The following is a 19068-nucleotide window of genomic DNA, read 5'->3' on the forward strand; positions in this document are numbered from 1 at the left end:
TCAAGCTCTGTTCTTTAATGATGGTGAGCATTGTGCAAGCATATCATTTTTAGCTTCAGTCACTTGCGTTTTTATATCCAGCAAGCTTAATAAGCTGGGGAAAAGATGATCCTGACTACGGGCTTGGTTGGTCTGTCCTTTGAGACAGCTGACCTGCTGGGTATTCTGCTGCTTCCAGGCATCGGAGAACCACATCAGCATCGGGACATGGGTTTGCTGGGTCGGCGCCATGCTATAAGGAGCACCATGCAGGTATAAACCATGCTCTCCGGTGGATTCTCCATGATCAGACAGGTACCAGAAACCGGTCTGATATTGAGTCTGCTGCTTTAAAGTTTCAATGATCTGGGCAAGAACATGGTCTGTATATACAATCGAATTATCATAGCTATTCTTTAATTCTTCTGTACTGCAGCCCTGAATAGCATTGGTATTACAGGTCGGTTGAAATGGCTGATATGGCGCTTTGGAACGCTTGTAATATGCGGGGCCATGACTACCCATCTGATGCAGTACAATTAATTGTGGTTTCGGGTTGTTTTTATCCAGATGTGCCAGATAATCTTTCAGGCTATCCACCAGGATTTCATCAAAACATTCACCACCGGCATCACACCACTTCTGTTTCAGTTGTGCCGGAATCTGGTATTTTTGTACCCGGTCACAGGCACCTTTACAGCCCGAGTTATTATCAATCCAGGTCACCTGATACCCGGCGCGCTGAGCAATATCCAGTAAACCTTCTCGGTGGCTGGCTAACTGTTCATCATAGGTTTCACGTGACATGCCCGAAAACATACAAGGGACTGAAACGGCTGTTGCAGTTCCACAAGAGCTGACCTGATTGAAATTAATTACTGGTAACTTGCTCAGTTCAGGATTGGTATTGCGTGCATAACCATTTAAAGCAAAACTCTCGGCACGTGCAGTCTCCCCAACCACCAGCACCATCAATTTGGGATGATCCTGCATTTGGGCCTGCTGTAACAGATGTGCATCTTCGCCAAAAGCCACCAAAGGTAAATTCGCTTTAGGTGCTTTCTTTTTATAATAGGACAAGGTGGACGCGATGCTATTTTGTGGAGAAAGCATACCCTTCAGATCGCGGTGCTCACGGAAGATGGCGGCATAATCGACATAGAAACAGAACAATAAACCTAGAATCAGTCCGAGTGAGACTACACTGCTCAGGCTTTTATGCACCAGCTGATGCCCAAGCGATGCAGGCTGAATTTTAAGCATCCAGATGATAAAAAGTGGAAAAACTACAAATACTAGTGTCCAGATGACCAGTCGCATTGACCAGAGATCTCGAACTTCGCGGGCATCGGTTTGCAGCATATTCTGAATCTGGTCTGGCGTAATAACGACCCCCAGACTATTGACAAAATAAGCACTAAAACCACCCAAAATGATCAGGGCGCTGGCCAGTATTTTGGCGTTCCATTTCCAGTTCAGCCACTGTAGTATCAGATTGTAAAAGGCAATAATAATCAGTGCCGTAGCGACCAGTAATACGCCTGCTTTCAGATTGGTATAAGGTGTAAATTCATGAATTTTCTGGTAGAAAGCAAAGTTTAGGATCAATCCCAGCCACATAGCCAGCAACATGTTGAAGCCTGAAAGACTAATCGACTTTTTAGGTCGCTGACTAAAAAAAGACGAATGGGAAAACAGCTTCAGCATGATCCGTGGCTCAAAGACTTTAAGATGCTTTAGCCTAGAATCTGAAACTTAAAAATGGCTTAAAATGACTGGATCATTTTATAATATATGCAAACCAGCTCCCTTTTATTTCAAACTCAGAAGAATAAAGATAAGCCCTAACATATGTAGAATTTGGCTAGGCGCAAAATACAGAAAAAACTTCCATCCCCCAGTCACAAAAGAATTGATACTTTTAGACACCGCATGTGCCGCAAGTCCAATCATGACAGCATAAATTAAAGTCAGGTTATGAGGATTTCCCTGTATCACTACACCTGCTACAGCAGCATGCACTTCAAATAAAGAGGCTAAAAAAGTACCTAAGATTAAGCCGCTATCTCCCAGTAAAAGATTCGCGCCGTAAATCCCAGCCTGGATTAAGGTCAAACTGACCGCAATAATCACCGCTTCTTTGATACTGAACATTCGGCTATCAATTTCTTGTATTTCATTGATGGTCGTACTGTTATCCGCTTGGGGAGTTCGATAAATCAAGAATCCGGCAGCAATACATAAAATTCCGATCCCCACCAAACTCGGAATCAGCAGGAACTTGAACCACTCTACGCTCACTCCCAGAACAATCAGCAAGAGCTGTAATAAGGTGGTAATACAGGAGATCAATCCGGCGCCTGCATTTAATTTTGCACTGGCCCGCCCGGATCGGACTTGCATGCCCAAACTGGCAATCGTGGCCGTACTGGAGACAAATCCCGAGGCTAAGGCAGATAAAATAAGGGCCTTATCATTGGACAGGATTCGTTTTGCCACATGTGCCATGGACTGCACAATCAAGATTAAAATGAGTAGTTTAAGGATGATATAGGGATTCAGTACGGCGCCCCACAAGGGCTTATTGGGCATGACCGGCAACGCAATCAATATCAAAGCCAATAAAAGTAAGCCATCTCTTAACTCATAGCTTTGGATCGTTTTTCCGGCAAATTGATGCAATGTCTGTTTGCCCATCAGGATAATCGTGAGTAGAACCGCCATCCCTGCAGCCAGTGGGATATTCCACACACAAATAGCGCCAATGATATAAGTCATCAAAAAAGCCAGTTCAGTGGTAGAACCGATATCCTGCTTCTGTTGAAACAGGCTATACACAGAACAGGCTGACCGCGACGGCTCCTATCACTCCAATATAGAGATGCAAAAGGAAGCATGAAGCACCCAATAAGGCTGTAATCGTAAATGATCTTAATCCTGCAAAACTCTGCTCATGGTTATTGTTTTTATGACGTTCACGCTCAAGTCCAATTAAAAGCCCACAGCCTAATGCCGACAGCATGATGGTCAGTAATTCCTGAAAAGATAAACTTTGCAAAAGCATATTCAAGAGCATTCACCTTGTGTCATCCAGTGACAGTGCGTATTTTTAGTATATAAATAGTTTTTTAAAGCAGCCCATCAATTTAACCGCTGTATCTTTAAATTCTGGGCTATAGATAGCTGTAAATTATTGGATCAGTCTGCCATTCATCCTTATTTATGGTTTACATAATTCCCTATTCTTAGTAGACCATTTTAATCAAAATTACAAAAGTTAATAAGCTTTTAAATCTAAAATATTTTAATCCTACATCAGCTCCAGGATTAGGCAGGTTCTGTTTCCCCGACCTGATGGTAAGCACGATTAAAATAAACCAGGGCTCGATCTTCCTGATTCTGTTGAATGGCAACAATCGGACAAATCAAAATCGTATGTGTACCAACTTCCTGGATCTGCCCAATTTCACAATCAAAGCTCACCAGTGCATCTTGAAGTACAGGAGAACCTGTTTCTAATTCAGTCCACTCACCCTGTTCAAATCGTTGTTCAGAACTGAATTTTGAAGATGCAAAAACATTTGAAAGATGCGCTCGATCTGCACTGAGTACATTTACGCACAGCACTTTATTTTCAACAAAGTTGATATAAGAACGCGATGATTTATTCATACAAACCAACAATGTCGGTGGTGTATCGGTCACGCTACACACGGCAGACGCAGTAAAACCATGACGACCTGAATCGCCCATCGTGGTCACTACATTCACTGCACTTGTTAATAAAGACATTGCGTTTCTAAAGTCTGTCGCTTCAACCATCACCGTATTCCAACATTCAGCTTTTTATAAAGAGCGTTATATCACTCAAATGATGCTTTCAATCTTTAAAAGCATCATGGATTCACTTTAATTAGCGAGATAATTCCTGACGAATAATTTCAGCACCTGCACTGAGTGCATTGAGTTTGCCACGAGCAACTTGGCGACCAAGTGGTGCCATACCACAGTTGGTTGATGGATAGAGTTTGTCTGCATCCACAAACTGAAGTGCTTTACGCAACGTATTTGCCACTTCTTCAGCTGTTTCAATTTGATTACTTGCGACATCAATCGCACCGACCATGACTTTTTTACCGCGAATCAATTCGATCAGATCCATCGGGACACGTGAGTTATGGCATTCGAGCGACACAATATCAATTTTTGATTTTTGCAGTTTCGGAAATGCTTCTTCGTACTGGCGCCATTCTGAGCCTAAGGTCTTTTTCCAGTCGGTATTGGCTTTAATACCATAGCCATAGCAAATGTGTACCGCAGTTTCACACTTCAAGCCTTCAAGCGCACGTTCTAAAGTTGCCACACCCCAGTCATTCACTTCATCAAAGAACACGTTAAATGCAGGTTCATCAAATTGGATGATATCCACGCCAACGGCTTCAAGTTCACGAGCTTCCTGATTCAGGATCTTGGCAAATTCCCAAGCGAGTTTTTCGCGGCTCTTGTAGTGACCATCATATAAGGTATCAATCATGGTCATTGGACCAGGAAGCGCCCATTTAATCGGCTGATCTGTGAGTGAACGTAAGAATTTGGCATCTTCAACAAAGACAGGTTTTTGACGAGAAACTTCACCGACTACAGATGGAACGCTCGCTTCATAACGATCACGGATTTTGACCGTTTCACGCTGATTGAAGTCAACGCCTTCAAGGTGCTCAATAAATGTGGTCACAAAATGCTGACGGGTTTGTTCACCATCGCTGACAATATCAATGCCTGCCTGCTGTTGTTCATGCAGTGACAAACGCAGTGCATCTTGTTTTGCATCCAATAATTCCTGGCCTTCCAATTTCCAGGGTGACCAAAGTTTTTCAGGTTCTGCCAGCCAAGACGGTTTCGGTAAGCTCCCAGCAGTTGATGTTGGGAGTAGCTTTTTAGGTTGTAAAAGTGCCATGTCTAATCTTCTATCTCTATATTCGTAAAGTAATAATGTTGTGTATTAAGCAGCGCGTTCTTGGTCAGCAGTATTTTTAATCGTGAACTCTGCAGCCCATTGCTCCAGAATGTCTTTATAAGGCTGGATAAAGTGTTCTTCCGTCCACTTCCCTTGCTTCACTGCCAACTGACCACGCTCAACACGGTCATACACAATTTGAGTCAATGAATAATCCGGGTACTCAAGGCTGGGTTGATAGACCTGACCTGCAGCAGAATTCGCATTATAAATTTCAGGACGATAAATCTTTTGGAAGCTTTCCATGGTGCTGATCGCACTGATCAACTCCAGATCGGTATAATCACGTAATAAGTCACCTGCGAAATAAAATGCTAAAGGTGCAGCACCATTTTCAGGTTTGAAATAACGGACGGTTAAGCCCATTTTGGCGAAGTATTCATCGGTACGTGAATACTCATCATTTTTATATTCCACACCCAATACAGGATGCACATTCGCTGTACGGTAATAGGTTTTCGAGGTCGAAACGCTCAAACAAATCACCGGCTGTTTTTTAAATTCTGCTTTAAATACTTCAGAACTGACGAGATATTGATAAAGCTTGCCGTGTAAATCACCAAAATTTTCTGGCTTGGTCGAGGCTGGATTTTTCTTGATATGTTCAGGAAGTACCACGCTAAAATCATAATCGCGGACATAAGACGAGAAACTGTTGCCAATCATGCCATCAATACGCTGATTGGTTTGATGATCAATAATCGTGATTTTTAAAGTTTCAATTGCAGGGAACTTTTTGCCATTTCCTTCAATATCCAGGTCAACTGAAATAATATCGATTTCAACTGAATAACGATCTGCTTTTGGGTTATCCCAATGTGCCAATGCATTAAAACGGTTATTGATCATTCGTAGAGTGTTACGCAAATTCTGTTCGCGACTTTCGCCACGTGCCAAATTGGCAAAGTTCGTCGTCAGACGTGTGCTATCTGCAGGTTGATAGTTTTCGTCAAAACGAATGCGCTTAATTGAACATGCAAACTTTTTACTCATTGTGATTCACTACCCTAAGTTCTAATAACCAAATTTCTGAATAAGCCTAGTTATACGTGAACGTTAAGATGAATAAAAATGATTTAAACTCAATGAAAAGTGAATATTACTCATGATTGGTTGTTCTTAAGATATCAAGATCACTTAATGAAGAAAAATATGAAAGATTTTTTCTATGAAATTTTAGGGTTTAATAGATGATAAAATAATGAATATTAATAATTTAAGATAAATTCTATCGAATATTAAGTGGATGAAATTGAGGGGTAAATTCAAAGAATGGTTTTATAGCTTATTAGATGCAATTTAGAAGTGAATGAATGAAACTCATCTAAAGATTAGAAAATATCAGTCTATTCACTCTGTTTAATTTCATTTAAATCATGCGTTAGAAAGGCGTCTGAGGTCACCCCACTATCAATGAATAACCTCAACCCCCACGTAAATCTTAAAATTCTTCCCGCTGTAATTCATTCACCGTTTGCCCCTGCTTTGCAAACCACTGATCACGACGTTCAAACAAGCGTGGCGCCGCCTGATTCACTTGATCAATTAGAGCCTGTAAATCGGCATTGATCAAACGGCCATTTTTAACCACAGTCTGTCCCGCCACCATCGTCATCACGACATCTTGGCCTTGAACTGCATGGACTAAATTGGTATGCAAATTAAATAATTTTCTATGATCAATCAACGGCGTCATCCGCGGTGTATCCAGTTTCACCGCAATCAGGTCGGCCTGTTTGCCGACTTCCAATGAACCAATTTCATCTTGCATACCCAAGGCTTTAGCTCCTGTAATCGTAGCCATTTGACAGACTGACCAGGCATCCAGGGCGGCCGCATCCAGCGAAGAAAATTTGGCCAGCAATGATGCCGTTTTCATTTCTTCAAATAGATCCAGGTTATTGTTTTCTTTTTCTCCGTCAGTACCCAAACCCACCGCAACGCCTTGACGTAGCATTTCAACGACAGGCGCTGCACCGGAAGCCAACTTCATGTTGGAAATAGGATTGTGCGCAACCCCTACCGCATGTCGCCTTAAAATCTGAATTTCATTTGCATCTGTCCAGACGCAATGTGCCAACAAAGTTTTAGGCAGATCTAGCAAGCCCAGTTTTTGCAGACTCTCAATTGGGCGAATACCTGAACGGCGCAGGTTTTCCTGTACATCAAATTGGCTTTCATTGCTGTGGGTATGAAAACCGGTTTGATAATCCTGACAAAGTTTCTCAATGAGGCTTAATGCTGAAGCTTCAGCATAAAACAGGTGCTCTAAACCCACCCAAACCTGAATACGTCCATTCGCCTGCTGATGCCAACGGTTGATTAAAGCCTCATTACTTTTTAAGGTTTCAAAATAATTGTGATCCGGATGTTCCGCGACATAAGGTACTAGAACGGCACGAATTCCCAATGCTTGCGCAGCTTCAGCACTTCCGTCCATATAACGCCACATATCAACGATGGTGGTCGTTCCCGACAATAGTGCCTCGGCATAACATAAATAGGAGGCGATTTTCGCATCCTCTGGTGTCAACACCCGGTGCATCGGGTCAATATACTGCTGTAACCAATCCCAAACCGGTAATCCTTCAGCCGTACCACGCAATAAACCGGAATGACAATGGGTATTGATCAAGCCCGGCATCAGGATCTTTTGTGGGTAATCTTCAATGAGCACCTCTGGATAGCATTGAGTTAACTGTGCCAATGTACCCACTGCTTTTATTTGGTCGCCCTCAATCAGTATCGCGCCATTTTTAATACATTCATTCTGCGCATTCATGGTAAGGACATAGGAAGCTGTTAAAATTTTCATGATTTATACTCAAATCTATTCTATTTATGATGAATGGCTGCGGTTATGGCACGAAGGTTTTGCCTAAAGAAGATGGCAAATTCATTTTGAGTACTTTTTTATTCCGTGAAATCATGACCAGTACCACAATGGTGGCTATATAGGGCAATGCGGCAAGCAGCTCGTTCGGAACCTTGATTCCAAGCGCCTGGGCGTGAAATTGCAAAATGGTTACGCCCCCAAACAGGTAAGCGCCGAGCATTAAACGTGTTGGTTTCCACACCGCAAATACTACCAGTGCAATGGCAATCCAGCCGCGGCCTGCGACCATATTTTCAATCCACATCGGGGTATAGACGGTTGATAGAAATGCTCCGCCAACTCCTGCCATCAAACCGCCAAATAGTACTGCGCCATAACGAATCGCCAACACGTGATAACCCATGGCGTGCGCACTTTCCGGTGATTCTCCAACTGCTTTAAGCAATAAGCCCAAACGGGTTTTGGCCAGCACCAGCCAAACGGCAAAAAATGCCAAAATCGACAAATACACCACATAGTTTTGCTGGAACAAAATCGGACCCAATACTGGAATATCCGCTAATAGTGGAATATTAAAATTAGCCAGACCCGGTAAAGCCATACTGACGTAGTTCTGTCCCAAAAATGCAGAGATACCGAGTCCAAAAATGGTTAAAGCCAAACCGCACGCGGATTGATTGGTACTTAAAGACAAGGTAAAAAAGGCAAAAATCAGGGCCATCAGCATGCCTGCCAGACCACCCATCAATAAGGCACTTAATACACTGGCATCATATTGCGCAGCAAAAGCAAAACCTGCAATTGCACCGACCAGCATCATCCCTTCTACTCCAAGATTAATCACACCTGTCCGCTGTGTGACCAATTCCCCCAGACCTGCGAAAATCAGTGGTGTTGCTGCTGCAACAGTACCTGCAAGAATTGCAGTTATTTCTAAAGCCATATCATGCTTCCTTTTGCTGTAGACAACATTGGGTTAAAGGGTAGTTGCTGTGGGCTGAGGGACCGGTGACGCCATTTTTTTGCTAAACCGGTAACGGTTTTCAATTAATGCATCGGAAGCCAGCAGGAAAAACAACAGCAGCCCCTGGAAAATACCGGTAATCGCGACCGGAAGCTGTAGCTGCATTTGTGCCATTTCACCGCCCAGATAAATCAGCGCCATAAAACAGCCTGACAGCACAATACCGATTGGGTTTAAACGCCCTAGATAGGCCACGATAATCGCTGCATAGCCATAACCTGGGGACAGGTTCGGATTCAGCTGACCAATAGGTCCAGCCACTTCACAGATTCCGGCAATACCTGCCATCATTCCGGAAATCACCAGACTCATCCAGATAGCTTTGGAGGAAGAAAAACCTGCGTATTTGGCAGCTAAAGGTGCCTGACCGCTGACTTCCAGTTTATAGGCCGTCAGACTTTTACGCATAAAAACCCAGAACAGAAGGACTGCAAAAAAAGTGATAAAAATAGAGGTATTAATGCGTGTGCCTTCTACAATAAATGGCAGCGTCGCACTCTCACTAAAAACCACCGATTGAGGGAAGTTCATCCCTTCCGGATCACGCCAGGGACCATTGACCAGGTATAGCAACACACATACTGCGACATAATTCATCATCAGGGTGGTCAGGGTTTCTTCAGCATTAAAATGGGTTTTCAGTAAGGCAGGAATTGCACCCCAGAGTGCCCCACCAAGTGCGCCCATAACGATCATTAACGGGAGAATCCACCAGCCGATGTGATCATGAAATAAAATCGCAATACCACCGCCAAAAATCGCGCCCATGGTGAGCTGACCTTCAGCACCGATATTGAATAATTTGGCTCGAAATCCGACCGTCAGCCCCAAGGCAATCAGAATCAGAGGTCCGGCTTTGACTGCCAGTTCACTCCAACCATAAGACGATGTCAGCGGTTCAATAAAGAAGATGTACATGGCTTGCGCGGGATTAATCCCCAACATTAAAAACAGAATACTACCGACAATCAGCATGGCCAGCAGCGCAATGAGTGGTGAAAGCCACTTCATGATTTGAGATGGATGTTCACGCGGTTCCAGTAAATGCATGTCGCTTTCCTCTCAATTTATAGATTTATTATTGACTGTATTAAGCATGAGCTTGCTGCTCCTCTACTATGATCGCAGTGTCATGACTTGAAATACCTGACATCAAGACCCCAACATTTTCAGTATTGGTTTCATGGATAGGTATGGCTGGAGATAGTTCACCATTGGCCAAGACACAGAGACGATCACTGATTTCAAACAGCTCTTCTAATTCTTCTGAAATCACCAAAATGGCAACACCTTGTCGAGAGAGATCGATCAGGGTTTGCCGGATAAACATGGACGCGCCGACATCTACGCCCCAGGTCGGTTGAGCCACAATCAGGAATTTCGGGTTTTGCAGAATTTCCCGGCCGACAATAAATTTTTGTAAATTTCCACCGGACAAGGAACGTGCTTCTGCCTCTGGGCCACTGGCTTTCACTCCGAATTTTTCAATACAGTGCTGGGCAAAAAGCTTACATTGTGAAAACTTGATTAATCCCCATTGCGTCAGATTCTGCCGAAATGCAGTCAGCAAGGCATTCTGGGACAGCGTCATGTTCGGGACTGCTCCTCGACCCAGACGTTCTTCAGGTACAAAGCCCAGACCCAAGTCACGCCGTTGTCCAGGACTGAATTGGGAAATATCGATTTGATTCAGAACCATCCGGCCATATTTCAGGCTGTTTTCGCCCGACAATAAAGATAGTAATTCTGCTTGCCCGTTGCCAGAAATCCCGGCGATTCCTACAATTTCACCGGCACAAATATTTAAATTGATATTTTTCAGCGATACACCAAATGTGTCATCAGACTGGTAATCCAGATTCTCGATCTGGAATAGCACCTGTTTTGCACCTGTATATTCTGGGCGTACATAGGTCGGTAAATCACGACCAATCATTAAGCGCGCTAAATCACTGGTGCTGTTGTGTTTGGGATCAACATTTCCGGTAACATGGCCATTGCGCAAGATGGTTGCTTCATCACAAAGTTCTTTGATCTCGTGTAATTTATGACTGATATATAAAATCGAAACACCTTGGGAGGCCAATAACCGTAAAGTTTTAAACAGTTGCCGTACCGCTTGTGGTGTCAATACTGAAGTCGGTTCATCTAAAATGATTAAAGCGGGATTTTGCAAAAGGCAGCGAATAATTTCGACACGTTGCCGCTCACCTACCGATAAAGAATGTACTTCGCGGCGTGGATCAATGGGTAAACCATATTGTTCTGAAACTGCAATAATTTTTTGACTTAGAGCTTTTAAAGGAATCTTTTCATCCAGTCCCAGCGAAATATTTTCGACTACAGTCAAAGTCTCAAACAAAGAAAAATGCTGATAGACCATGCCAATCCCGAGCTTTCTTGCCATCGACGGGTTATCAATATGAACTTCTTTACCGTTCCAGAGGATTTGTCCCTGATTGGCCTTGGTTGCTCCATAAATGATTTTCATCAGCGTACTTTTGCCAGCACCATTTTCACCCAAAATGGCATGAATCTGCCCAGGTTGAACGGTTAAATGTATCTGGTCATTCGCTTTCAATGAATTGTAACTTTTACAGATATTGATGAGCTGTAAACGCGGTACACCTGAAGAAGAACGTGCGTTCAACTCTTGCGCATGAGCAGATCTATCGTGTTGAGAGGTCATCATCAGTGCCCTATTCAATGCTGTGACAGTGCGGCATCCATCTGAAGCGTGCAGGCATTCAGATGGATGCGGGAAAGTACATCAAAGTATTTAAAGTTTTTTGAATTGCAAAATGACAAAGCTTTATTTCGGTAATGAACCCTCTACGCCCTTCACGTAGTAATTCATTTTGCTTAGTGCCGCATCATCTAGGCGCTTGCCCTTTGCCAAGACCAATGTGCCATCCTGTTTATGAATCGGGCCGGTAAATGGATGCAGTGTGCCTTTTAAAATGCCATCACGTACGCTGAGCGCTTTTGCTTTAGAGGCTGCCGACACTGAAGGACCAAAGCTTTCGATATCGACGGCTTTTTGTTTTACGCCATACCACATTGCACTTGGTTTCCAGGTTTTCTTGCTGACTTGCGTCATTACCGGAGTATAAATTTTTTCCCAATGTAAAACCGATGCAGCAAGATGCGCTTTAGGGCCAAATTTGCTCATGTCAGAATCCCAGCCAAAAGCAAAGACACCTTTTTGTTCAGCCGCCTGTACCACTGCTGGAGAATCGGTATTTTGCATCAGCACATCTGCGCTTTGAGCAATCAAAGCCAAGGCTGCATCACGTTCTTTGCCCGGGTTAAACCATGAATTCACCCAAATGACTTTGGTTTTAATTTTTGGATTTACACTTTGTGCACCGAGGGTATAGGCATTGATATTACGGATAACTTCAGGAATCGGAAAAGACGCAACTACACCCAAAACATTATTTTTGGTTTTTTGCCCTGCGACCACACCCAGCATATAAGCACCTTCATAGGTACGGACATCGTAGACCCCTAAGTTTTTGCCCTGCTTATAACCGGTTGCATGCATAAATACTGTATTGGGAAATTGCTTGGATACTTTCTCCATTGCATTCATATAACCAAACGAAGTCGCAAAAATGACTTTATTGCCTTGTTGTGCCAGGTTGCGGATCACACGTTCGGCATCTGCTGTTTCAGGGACATTTTCGATATAAGAGGTTTTATATTTTCCTGCGAGGGTTTTTTCAGCCTTAATCCGGCCTTGATCATGAGAATAAGTCCAGCCATGGTCGCTGGTTGGACCAATATAAACAAACGCGGCTTTATCTTGGGCCTGAACATTCGCGACAGCGGCCATGCTCATTACACCGCTTGCCATTAACACCCCTACCAATTTTTTCAATCCGGTTTTCAAGCTATTTTTTTCTTTCATTCTATTCTGCTCTTGGTTGTTCTGTGTCATACAACACATGCTTTAAAATGACTTCACTCAAATGCGCTCAGTCTGTCCAATATATAATTAGCAATAAGCATTCCAGTTTTTATAAAAAATAATAAAAATAGGGTTTTTAAAAAGATATTTTTGTTTTTTATTTAATAAGAGCGTACTGTTATTAAATTTATAAATAATAATTTTATAATTGACCCTAAAATTTAATTTGATGGAAGGATTTTTTTATTTTTTCTTATAAGTGGTGAGATAAAATAAAATGCCTTAAATTTGTGCATTCCTTTTTTTAATTGGAGCTTCATATTTTTCATGAGCAAAGATAAATGTAGATGATAGAATCAGGTATTGAGACTCATTGAGGGAATGGGATTTTTTTAGATATAAATCATTAGGGTCTGTTGACATTTACTGTTCATAATTAACCCTATAAAGGTAGCCATAAAAATATACAGGCTAAAGCAACAGAACTTTGATAATTTCTTTTGAGCTTGTCATATCGAGTAGCTATTCCTCTAAATTGCTTTAATCTACAAAACATATTTTCAACTAAATGCCTGATTTTATATAAATACCAGTCCATATGGTCATTGTTCGATTGGCTATTTGTTTTCTTTGGTATATTCGCTTTAGTCCCTGTTTTCCTGATCTGTTCACGCAGTGGTTCTGAATCATAGCCTTTATCTGCACATACCACTTTTGTCTCTTTTAAATCTAATGTTGATATTAAATCAGGTGCAACTTTAACATCATGTGTGGTTCCATCGGTAATCATGAAATCAATAGGATTGCCATGTGCATCAACAATCAAATGTATTTTTGAGGAGTTTCCTCCTACACTTTTAGAAATAGATTGATTCGCTATGCCGGCAGAATGTTGATGAGCACGTACATGAGGGCCATCAATAAAAATCCACTCCATATCGGGGCATGAGGCTAGTAATTTGAATAATCTAAGTAACTTACCGCTGTTTGACCAACGATTAAAACGTTTGAAAATAGAGTTTGAATGACCAAAACAGCAAGGAATATCTCGCCACGGACAGCCTGTTCTAATTCTATAGAGAATAGCTTCAATAAAATTGCGTAAATTTGAGTTGTGGTGAATGGATAAATTACGCAGAATAACTTTCAATTTTTGCCAGTGTTGATCTGTCAGCATGGTACGAGGCATAGCGAATAGTAACATTGGGTTTGGCGATTTGATTTTACTACTTCGCTATTTTTTTAAGCTAAAAGTGTCAACACACCCTAATATTTAAATATATTAATAGTTTTTTTATAGTTAGGTTTAGCTTGTAATACGCCGAAAGGATGATGTTCTACAGGTATTTTTATTTTCTCTCATCATTGAAAGAGGTGGGAACTCGCTAATCGAAGCTTGCCTAGATTGATTTATTTTAATTTCTAAATTTTAACAATATTACTCATTTTTAATCAAAGAATAAGGAAATATAAATAATATTTTTATTATTTAAAAATAATATAAATAAAAACCACTATATTAAAACATAGGGTTTATATTTGAAGTTTAATCCATACTTTTAAATTTTAAAATATATTAGACAACATAACGTTTACTTAATCCCCACTCGGCTAAAATTCGACGATAGGTCGTTGAAGAGCGATCTGCTTCAAAATGCGCTTCCATGGAAATATCGAGCGGTAATTCTTCAGGTTTCTGGCTTTCTACCATGTCCTGATCTTCGGCAAAGATTTGTGCATTGAAGTCATATACCGCCTGTAAATCTCCTGTCGTATCGAAGTTGCGTGTCAGTGGTACAAATAAACGGGTTTTATTGTGTGAGACCGGACAACAGGCATTGAGAATTTTTAATTGTCCCTGTTCTGGGAAATGTACGGTTAGCACCGCAGAAAACGGTGGATAGACATCAAATACACGTTTCCACAAAAAACCTTCCGGTGCCAGATCTTGCATACCATGTGGATAGTTGCTGACACTGCTAACATATTCGGTATGCAGGCCGTAATCTGTACGTGCTGTCGTGTATTTGGGTACAACCTGATTTTCAGGATCTGCGAAAGACCCCTGATGAACCCAGGCAAAATGTGCAACATCAATAAAGCCTTCCAGTTGACGGCCACTTGAACCGGCAATATCCACAAACGGCGGTAAAATTGCCTGATGATCTGACATCTCCCAAGTATCTAAAACAGGGAAATTGGCTTTGGATTCGTCACGGCCAAAAATACTGGTCCAGATCAAGCCATATTTTCGCACTACTGGAAATTTAGTCAGAGAAAAGCGCTCAGAAATACTGGTCAGCTCGGGTTGTGCAGGAATTTTGATACATTTACCCTGGCCATTGTAGTGTAGACCATGGTAAGGACAGACCAGATTTTCACCCGAAACCCAGCCCTTGGTTAAGGGTACACCCCGATGTGGACAAATATCACGGACCAGATGAATATCGCCACTTTCTGTTTTGTACAATGCCAGTTTGACATCAAGCAGGGTTACTTGTTGCGGTTGGGTAGAAACGTCCTGAATCCGTGCCACCGGATACCAGTGACGAGCCAGAATGTCCCAGTCCTGATCATCAAACTGGCTATAGCAGGGTTTGTTGAATAAATTGATGACTGGAATTGCGTTCATATCAAACCTATATTTTTACTGTGGATGGTCTCTTTTTACAGGCCTTGAACAGTGCAGAACTGTGCAATTTTGGCTTTGCTTCTAATTGAAATTACTGAATTTATTGTTATTCTGTCTATTAGAATGATTCGTACTATTCATTCTTAAAATTAGAACACATCAACCATGTACAAATGTATTTGCCGATTAAAGCTGCCTTCTTTGGCATAAAACTCGCATAAACACGTTTATCTCAAATATTGATATGAATAAACGGTGGTTCTTCGCTTGACTAAATTAATGAATACGCCTTTTTCCCGATTTTCAGAATATTTTATCGCGGTGGCGAAAACGGGAAGTTTACGCAAGGCCGCAGATCAATTATTCATTTCCGTGTCTGCAGTACATCGGCAAATTGCTTTGGCTGAAGAAGAACTGGGAATTGTGTTATTTGAGCGTTTGCCCCATGGTTTAAAACTGACACTGGCGGGTGAATTACTCTATGCCGATGTTTTAAAATGGCAAAAAGAATTCCAGCAAACCCGGATTCGCTTTGATGAAATTCAGGGGTTTACGCGTGGGACCATCGAATTCGGTTTAATTTCTGCCTTAAATGATGGTTTTGTCATGCAGTCCATGCAATATATGTATGAACATTATCCCTGGATTAATTTTAATATCCGGGTCGCAGACAGTGAAATCGTAGCCAAAAAAGTGATTGAGGCAGATCTGGATTTTGGCCTGATCCTGAATCCAAAATCTCATCAACACCTTGAAGTCCTCCATTTTCTGGAACTGCCTTTAGGTTTTGTGATGGGTAAATCACATCCTCTTGCTCAAGCAGAAAAGATTTATTTTTCAGATACCTTGAACGACAACCATTTTATTCCGGCCGACCCCCTGATTATTCATGACTATGTACAAGCACTGTATAAACATCATCAATTTATACCTGCACGTAAAACGGAATCGAATGATATCCGCCTGATGAATACTCTCATTAAGGCGAATACCGGGATTGGGATTTTTAGTTATCTCGATGTTTTACCGTATGTAGAGCGGGATGAAGTGGTCTTTAAACCTATCTCTGAAAAAGGGCTGCATCCGCTGACCATTGCTCTCTGTGTAGCGCCTAGACGCCAGATTTCACGCGTTTCCCAGTTGATGATTAAACATATGATTGAACAAATGGAAGCCTTAAAAAGCAAGGTGCAGCAACTGTAGTATTTTCATATTTAAATAACAAAAACCGCGATGGCCAAAATCGCGGCTTTTATTCAATATTAATGCTGAAATTAACTGTTTTTAATCCAATGGATTACCGACAATATTGCTAATAATGCCTTTCATAATATGCGCGCCTTGCTCTTTACGTAGGTCTGCATACCAGTCTTGGGTAATTTGCTCATCTTTCATATGCGTGACATCACAACGCTTACGTGCACGTAGCAGCAATTCATTGGCGCGTTCATTACGTTTATTCTGATAGCGTTTCAGGGCATCTTCCAGACCTAGCGTATTAATTTGTAAGGCACGTGCGAGATAGACCGCATCTTCCATTGCCTGGCAACCTCCCTGTCCGATATCCGGTGTGGTGCTATGTGCCGCATCCCCTAAAATTACCACACGGCCCTTATAGAACTGGGTAAAAGGCTCAATATCATGGATTTCGACACGATTGGTTTTCTGCTCATCAATGCTGTCAATTAAGCGCTGAACCTGTGGGCACCAGCCAGAAAAATACTGTTTTAACAGGGTCTTATATTCCGAACGCTGATTTTCCAGACCTGCGGGCAATGGCACATCAAAGAAGAAATAAAAGCGATGCTCTGCCACAGGCATCAGTGAAGCACGTTTGCCTTCACCGACAAACGTGGTCCACTGCTGTGCAGGCGCTAAATCTTCAGAGATCTCAACCAGTCCGTTCCAGTTCACATAACCGGCATAACGGCGTTCAACCTGTTTGCCCAATACATACTGACGCGTCATGGAATGGGTACCATCTGCGCCAATCAATAATGCTGCAGAGGCAGTGCTGCCATCCTGAAAACCGATTTCGACGTGTTGCCCCTTATCCTCAATAGACACCATTTTTTTACCGAGCTGAATATCCTGCCGGCCAAACGCATCCATTAACATATTTTGTAATTCAGCACGCGATACCGGATATGGACGTTGACCGACTTCTTCAATTAACGGCGCCAAACTAAACTGCGTCATGACCTCGCCATTCAAACCATCGATATAGGCTAAGTCATTCATCTGGCCACCTAACTTTGCTACCTGTTCAGTTAAGCCCAGATAGTTCAAACACTTCACCCCGTTTGACCACAAGGAAATTGCAGCACCGACAGGTAAAATCTGTTCTGCCTGCTCATAGATGGTGACCCGATGTCCGAACTTTTTTAGTGCAATTCCTGTGGTTAATCCGCCCATGCCTGCCCCAATAATTGCAATCTCCATCTATTCCTCCTGGCTATTTCATCTTCATTGCCAGCTAAAATGCTAAAAACGTGCCATCCTGAAAAAAATGCACTAAAAAAATAGCAAGAGTTGGCACACGCTGTGCTTTTAAATTCCTTCAATGTCCTGTTTTTATAAAGGCAGAAGACCTAAATTTGTATTTATAAAAGTGCATATTCATGTGACGTATACCAATGATGGAAATTTAAGATGGCGACCTTATTAGCTCCAATTTTTGATCTGCCTGCTCCAGTACAGCAGTTAACTAACCTTGCAGATGCCCGAATTGGCGCAGAAATTCTTGAATGTTCAGATGAGTTTTTTGCTGAAGCAAAACGCATGTTGCAATTTGAGGCACCGGTCTTTATCGAAGACAAGTTTGATGAGCATGGCAAATGGATGGATGGCTGGGAAACCCGTCGCAAGCGCCACACGGGCTATGATTGGGCCATCATTAAACTTGCTGTTGCAGGTCAAATACAGGCACTGGATATTGATACGACTTTTTTTAGCGGTAATTATCCGGCCTCTGCTGCTGTGCAAGCATGTTATGCGCCAGATGGAAATCTTGATCAGGCAGAATGGATCAGCATTATAGAAAATAATGTCTTGGGCCCCAGCCAGCATCATATTGTTCAGATTTCAGCAAAGCAGATATTTACCCATGTCCGTTTGAATATTTATCCTGACGGTGGGATTGCACGTTTTAAGGTCTATGGTCAGGTAAAAATCAATCTGCAAGATAGTGATCAAATGCTAGATGTTTTGGCACTAGAACATGGTGGCCGTGTCGTTGCCTATAGCGATGCGCATTTTGGACATCCACGCAATCTGATTAATCCGGGACGTGGCATTAACATGGGCGATGGCTGGGAAACCAAACGGCGTCGTGCTCCAGGATTTGACTGGTGCATTTTGGCTTTAGGCGCCAGTGCCCGAATCGAGAAAATTGAAATTGATACCGCCCATTTTAAGGGAAATTTCCCTGCAGAGGTTTCTATTCAAGCCATCTATGTTGAGGATGCAACCGATGAGCAACTCATTCCACAAAGCATGTTCTGGCCTTTTTTGTTAGCAGCCCAACCTATGCAAATGGATCATATTCATCATTACATCAATGAAATTTTACAACACGAAAAAATTTCCCATATTCGTGTCAACATGATTCCGGACGGTGGCATCAGCCGGATTCGTCTCTGGGGAAAATTGGCTTGAGTGATCAATG

Annotated in this window: 16 protein-coding genes; 2 read left to right on the forward strand and 14 right to left on the reverse strand. The window is 42.2% G+C overall.

From position 1 onward, the window contains the following. The 13 genes from F995_RS10975 to F995_RS11030 form a co-directional block, all read right to left on the reverse strand. A complete protein-coding gene (locus F995_RS10975; protein WP_004646903.1) occupies window positions 1–1686 on the reverse strand; it encodes a phosphoethanolamine transferase in 1686 nt (561 codons plus the stop codon). Window positions 1687–1791: 105 nt separating this feature from the next. Next, entirely contained in the window at window positions 1792–2817 is a 1026-nt protein-coding gene (locus F995_RS10980) for a DUF4010 domain-containing protein (RefSeq protein WP_004646904.1), read from the reverse strand. After that, entirely contained in the window at window positions 2810–3043 is a 234-nt protein-coding gene (locus F995_RS17215; RefSeq protein ID WP_370940755.1) for an MgtC/SapB family protein, read from the reverse strand. The genes F995_RS10980 and F995_RS17215 overlap by 8 nt, the downstream gene beginning before the upstream one ends. Window positions 3044–3306: 263 nt before the next feature. Continuing rightward, a complete protein-coding gene (locus tag F995_RS10985; RefSeq protein ID WP_004646907.1) occupies window positions 3307–3801 on the reverse strand; it encodes a flavin reductase in 495 nt (164 codons plus the stop codon). A 91-nt stretch (window positions 3802–3892) separates the two neighbouring features. Continuing rightward, on the reverse strand, window positions 3893–4936 hold the full coding sequence (locus F995_RS10990) for a methionine synthase (RefSeq protein ID WP_004646908.1): 1044 nt from the start codon (window positions 4934–4936) through the stop codon (window positions 3893–3895). Window positions 4937–4981: 45 nt separating this feature from the next. Further along, complete coding sequence (locus F995_RS10995; RefSeq protein WP_004646909.1) at window positions 4982–5989, reverse strand: DUF1852 domain-containing protein; 1008 nt, start codon at window positions 5987–5989, stop codon at window positions 4982–4984. Window positions 5990–6437: 448 nt separating this feature from the next. Then, a complete protein-coding gene (locus F995_RS11000; protein ID WP_004646911.1) occupies window positions 6438–7811 on the reverse strand; it encodes an amidohydrolase family protein in 1374 nt (457 codons plus the stop codon). A 43-nt stretch (window positions 7812–7854) separates the two neighbouring features. Further along, complete coding sequence (locus F995_RS11005; RefSeq protein ID WP_004280246.1) at window positions 7855–8775, reverse strand: ABC transporter permease; 921 nt, start codon at window positions 8773–8775, stop codon at window positions 7855–7857. Window positions 8776–8808: 33 nt separating this feature from the next. Continuing rightward, the gene (locus F995_RS11010; RefSeq protein WP_004646912.1) at window positions 8809–9906 is read right to left on the reverse strand and encodes an ABC transporter permease; all 1098 of its coding nucleotides are present in this window, start codon (window positions 9904–9906) and stop codon (window positions 8809–8811) included. A gap of 40 nt (window positions 9907–9946) precedes the next feature. Then, window positions 9947–11548 carry an ABC transporter ATP-binding protein gene (locus F995_RS11015; RefSeq protein ID WP_004646913.1) on the reverse strand — a complete coding sequence of 534 codons (1602 nt, stop codon included), beginning with the start codon at window positions 11546–11548 and terminating at the stop codon, window positions 9947–9949. A gap of 120 nt (window positions 11549–11668) precedes the next feature. After that, window positions 11669–12769, reverse strand: a complete 1101-nt coding sequence (locus F995_RS11020; protein ID WP_004646914.1) for a BMP family ABC transporter substrate-binding protein — start codon at window positions 12767–12769, stop codon at window positions 11669–11671. A 442-nt stretch (window positions 12770–13211) separates the two neighbouring features. Continuing rightward, entirely contained in the window at window positions 13212–13958 is a 747-nt protein-coding gene (locus F995_RS11025) for an IS5-like element ISAba31 family transposase (protein WP_034606190.1), read from the reverse strand. A 387-nt stretch (window positions 13959–14345) separates the two neighbouring features. Continuing rightward, window positions 14346–15401, reverse strand: a complete 1056-nt coding sequence (locus F995_RS11030) for an aromatic ring-hydroxylating oxygenase subunit alpha (RefSeq protein WP_004646916.1) — start codon at window positions 15399–15401, stop codon at window positions 14346–14348. Between the two features lie 279 nt (window positions 15402–15680). Here F995_RS11030 and F995_RS11035 point away from each other — a divergent pair, with 279 nt between their 5' ends. Next, entirely contained in the window at window positions 15681–16604 is a 924-nt protein-coding gene (locus F995_RS11035) for a LysR family transcriptional regulator (protein ID WP_004646917.1), read from the forward strand. An 81-nt stretch (window positions 16605–16685) separates the two neighbouring features. Here F995_RS11035 and hpxO read toward each other — a convergent pair whose 3' ends face one another. Then, entirely contained in the window at window positions 16686–17843 is a 1158-nt protein-coding gene (gene hpxO, locus F995_RS11040; RefSeq protein ID WP_004646918.1) for an FAD-dependent urate hydroxylase HpxO, read from the reverse strand. Between the two features lie 210 nt (window positions 17844–18053). Here hpxO and alc point away from each other — a divergent pair, with 210 nt between their 5' ends. Further along, on the forward strand, window positions 18054–19058 hold the full coding sequence (gene alc, locus F995_RS11045; RefSeq protein ID WP_004280253.1) for an allantoicase: 1005 nt from the start codon (window positions 18054–18056) through the stop codon (window positions 19056–19058). Window positions 19059–19068: the final 10 nt, after the last annotated feature.

Origin of the sequence: Acinetobacter sp. CIP A162 (assembly GCF_000367905.1) — a bacterium.
GTDB classification, from domain to species: Bacteria; Pseudomonadota; Gammaproteobacteria; order Pseudomonadales; family Moraxellaceae; genus Acinetobacter; species Acinetobacter lwoffii.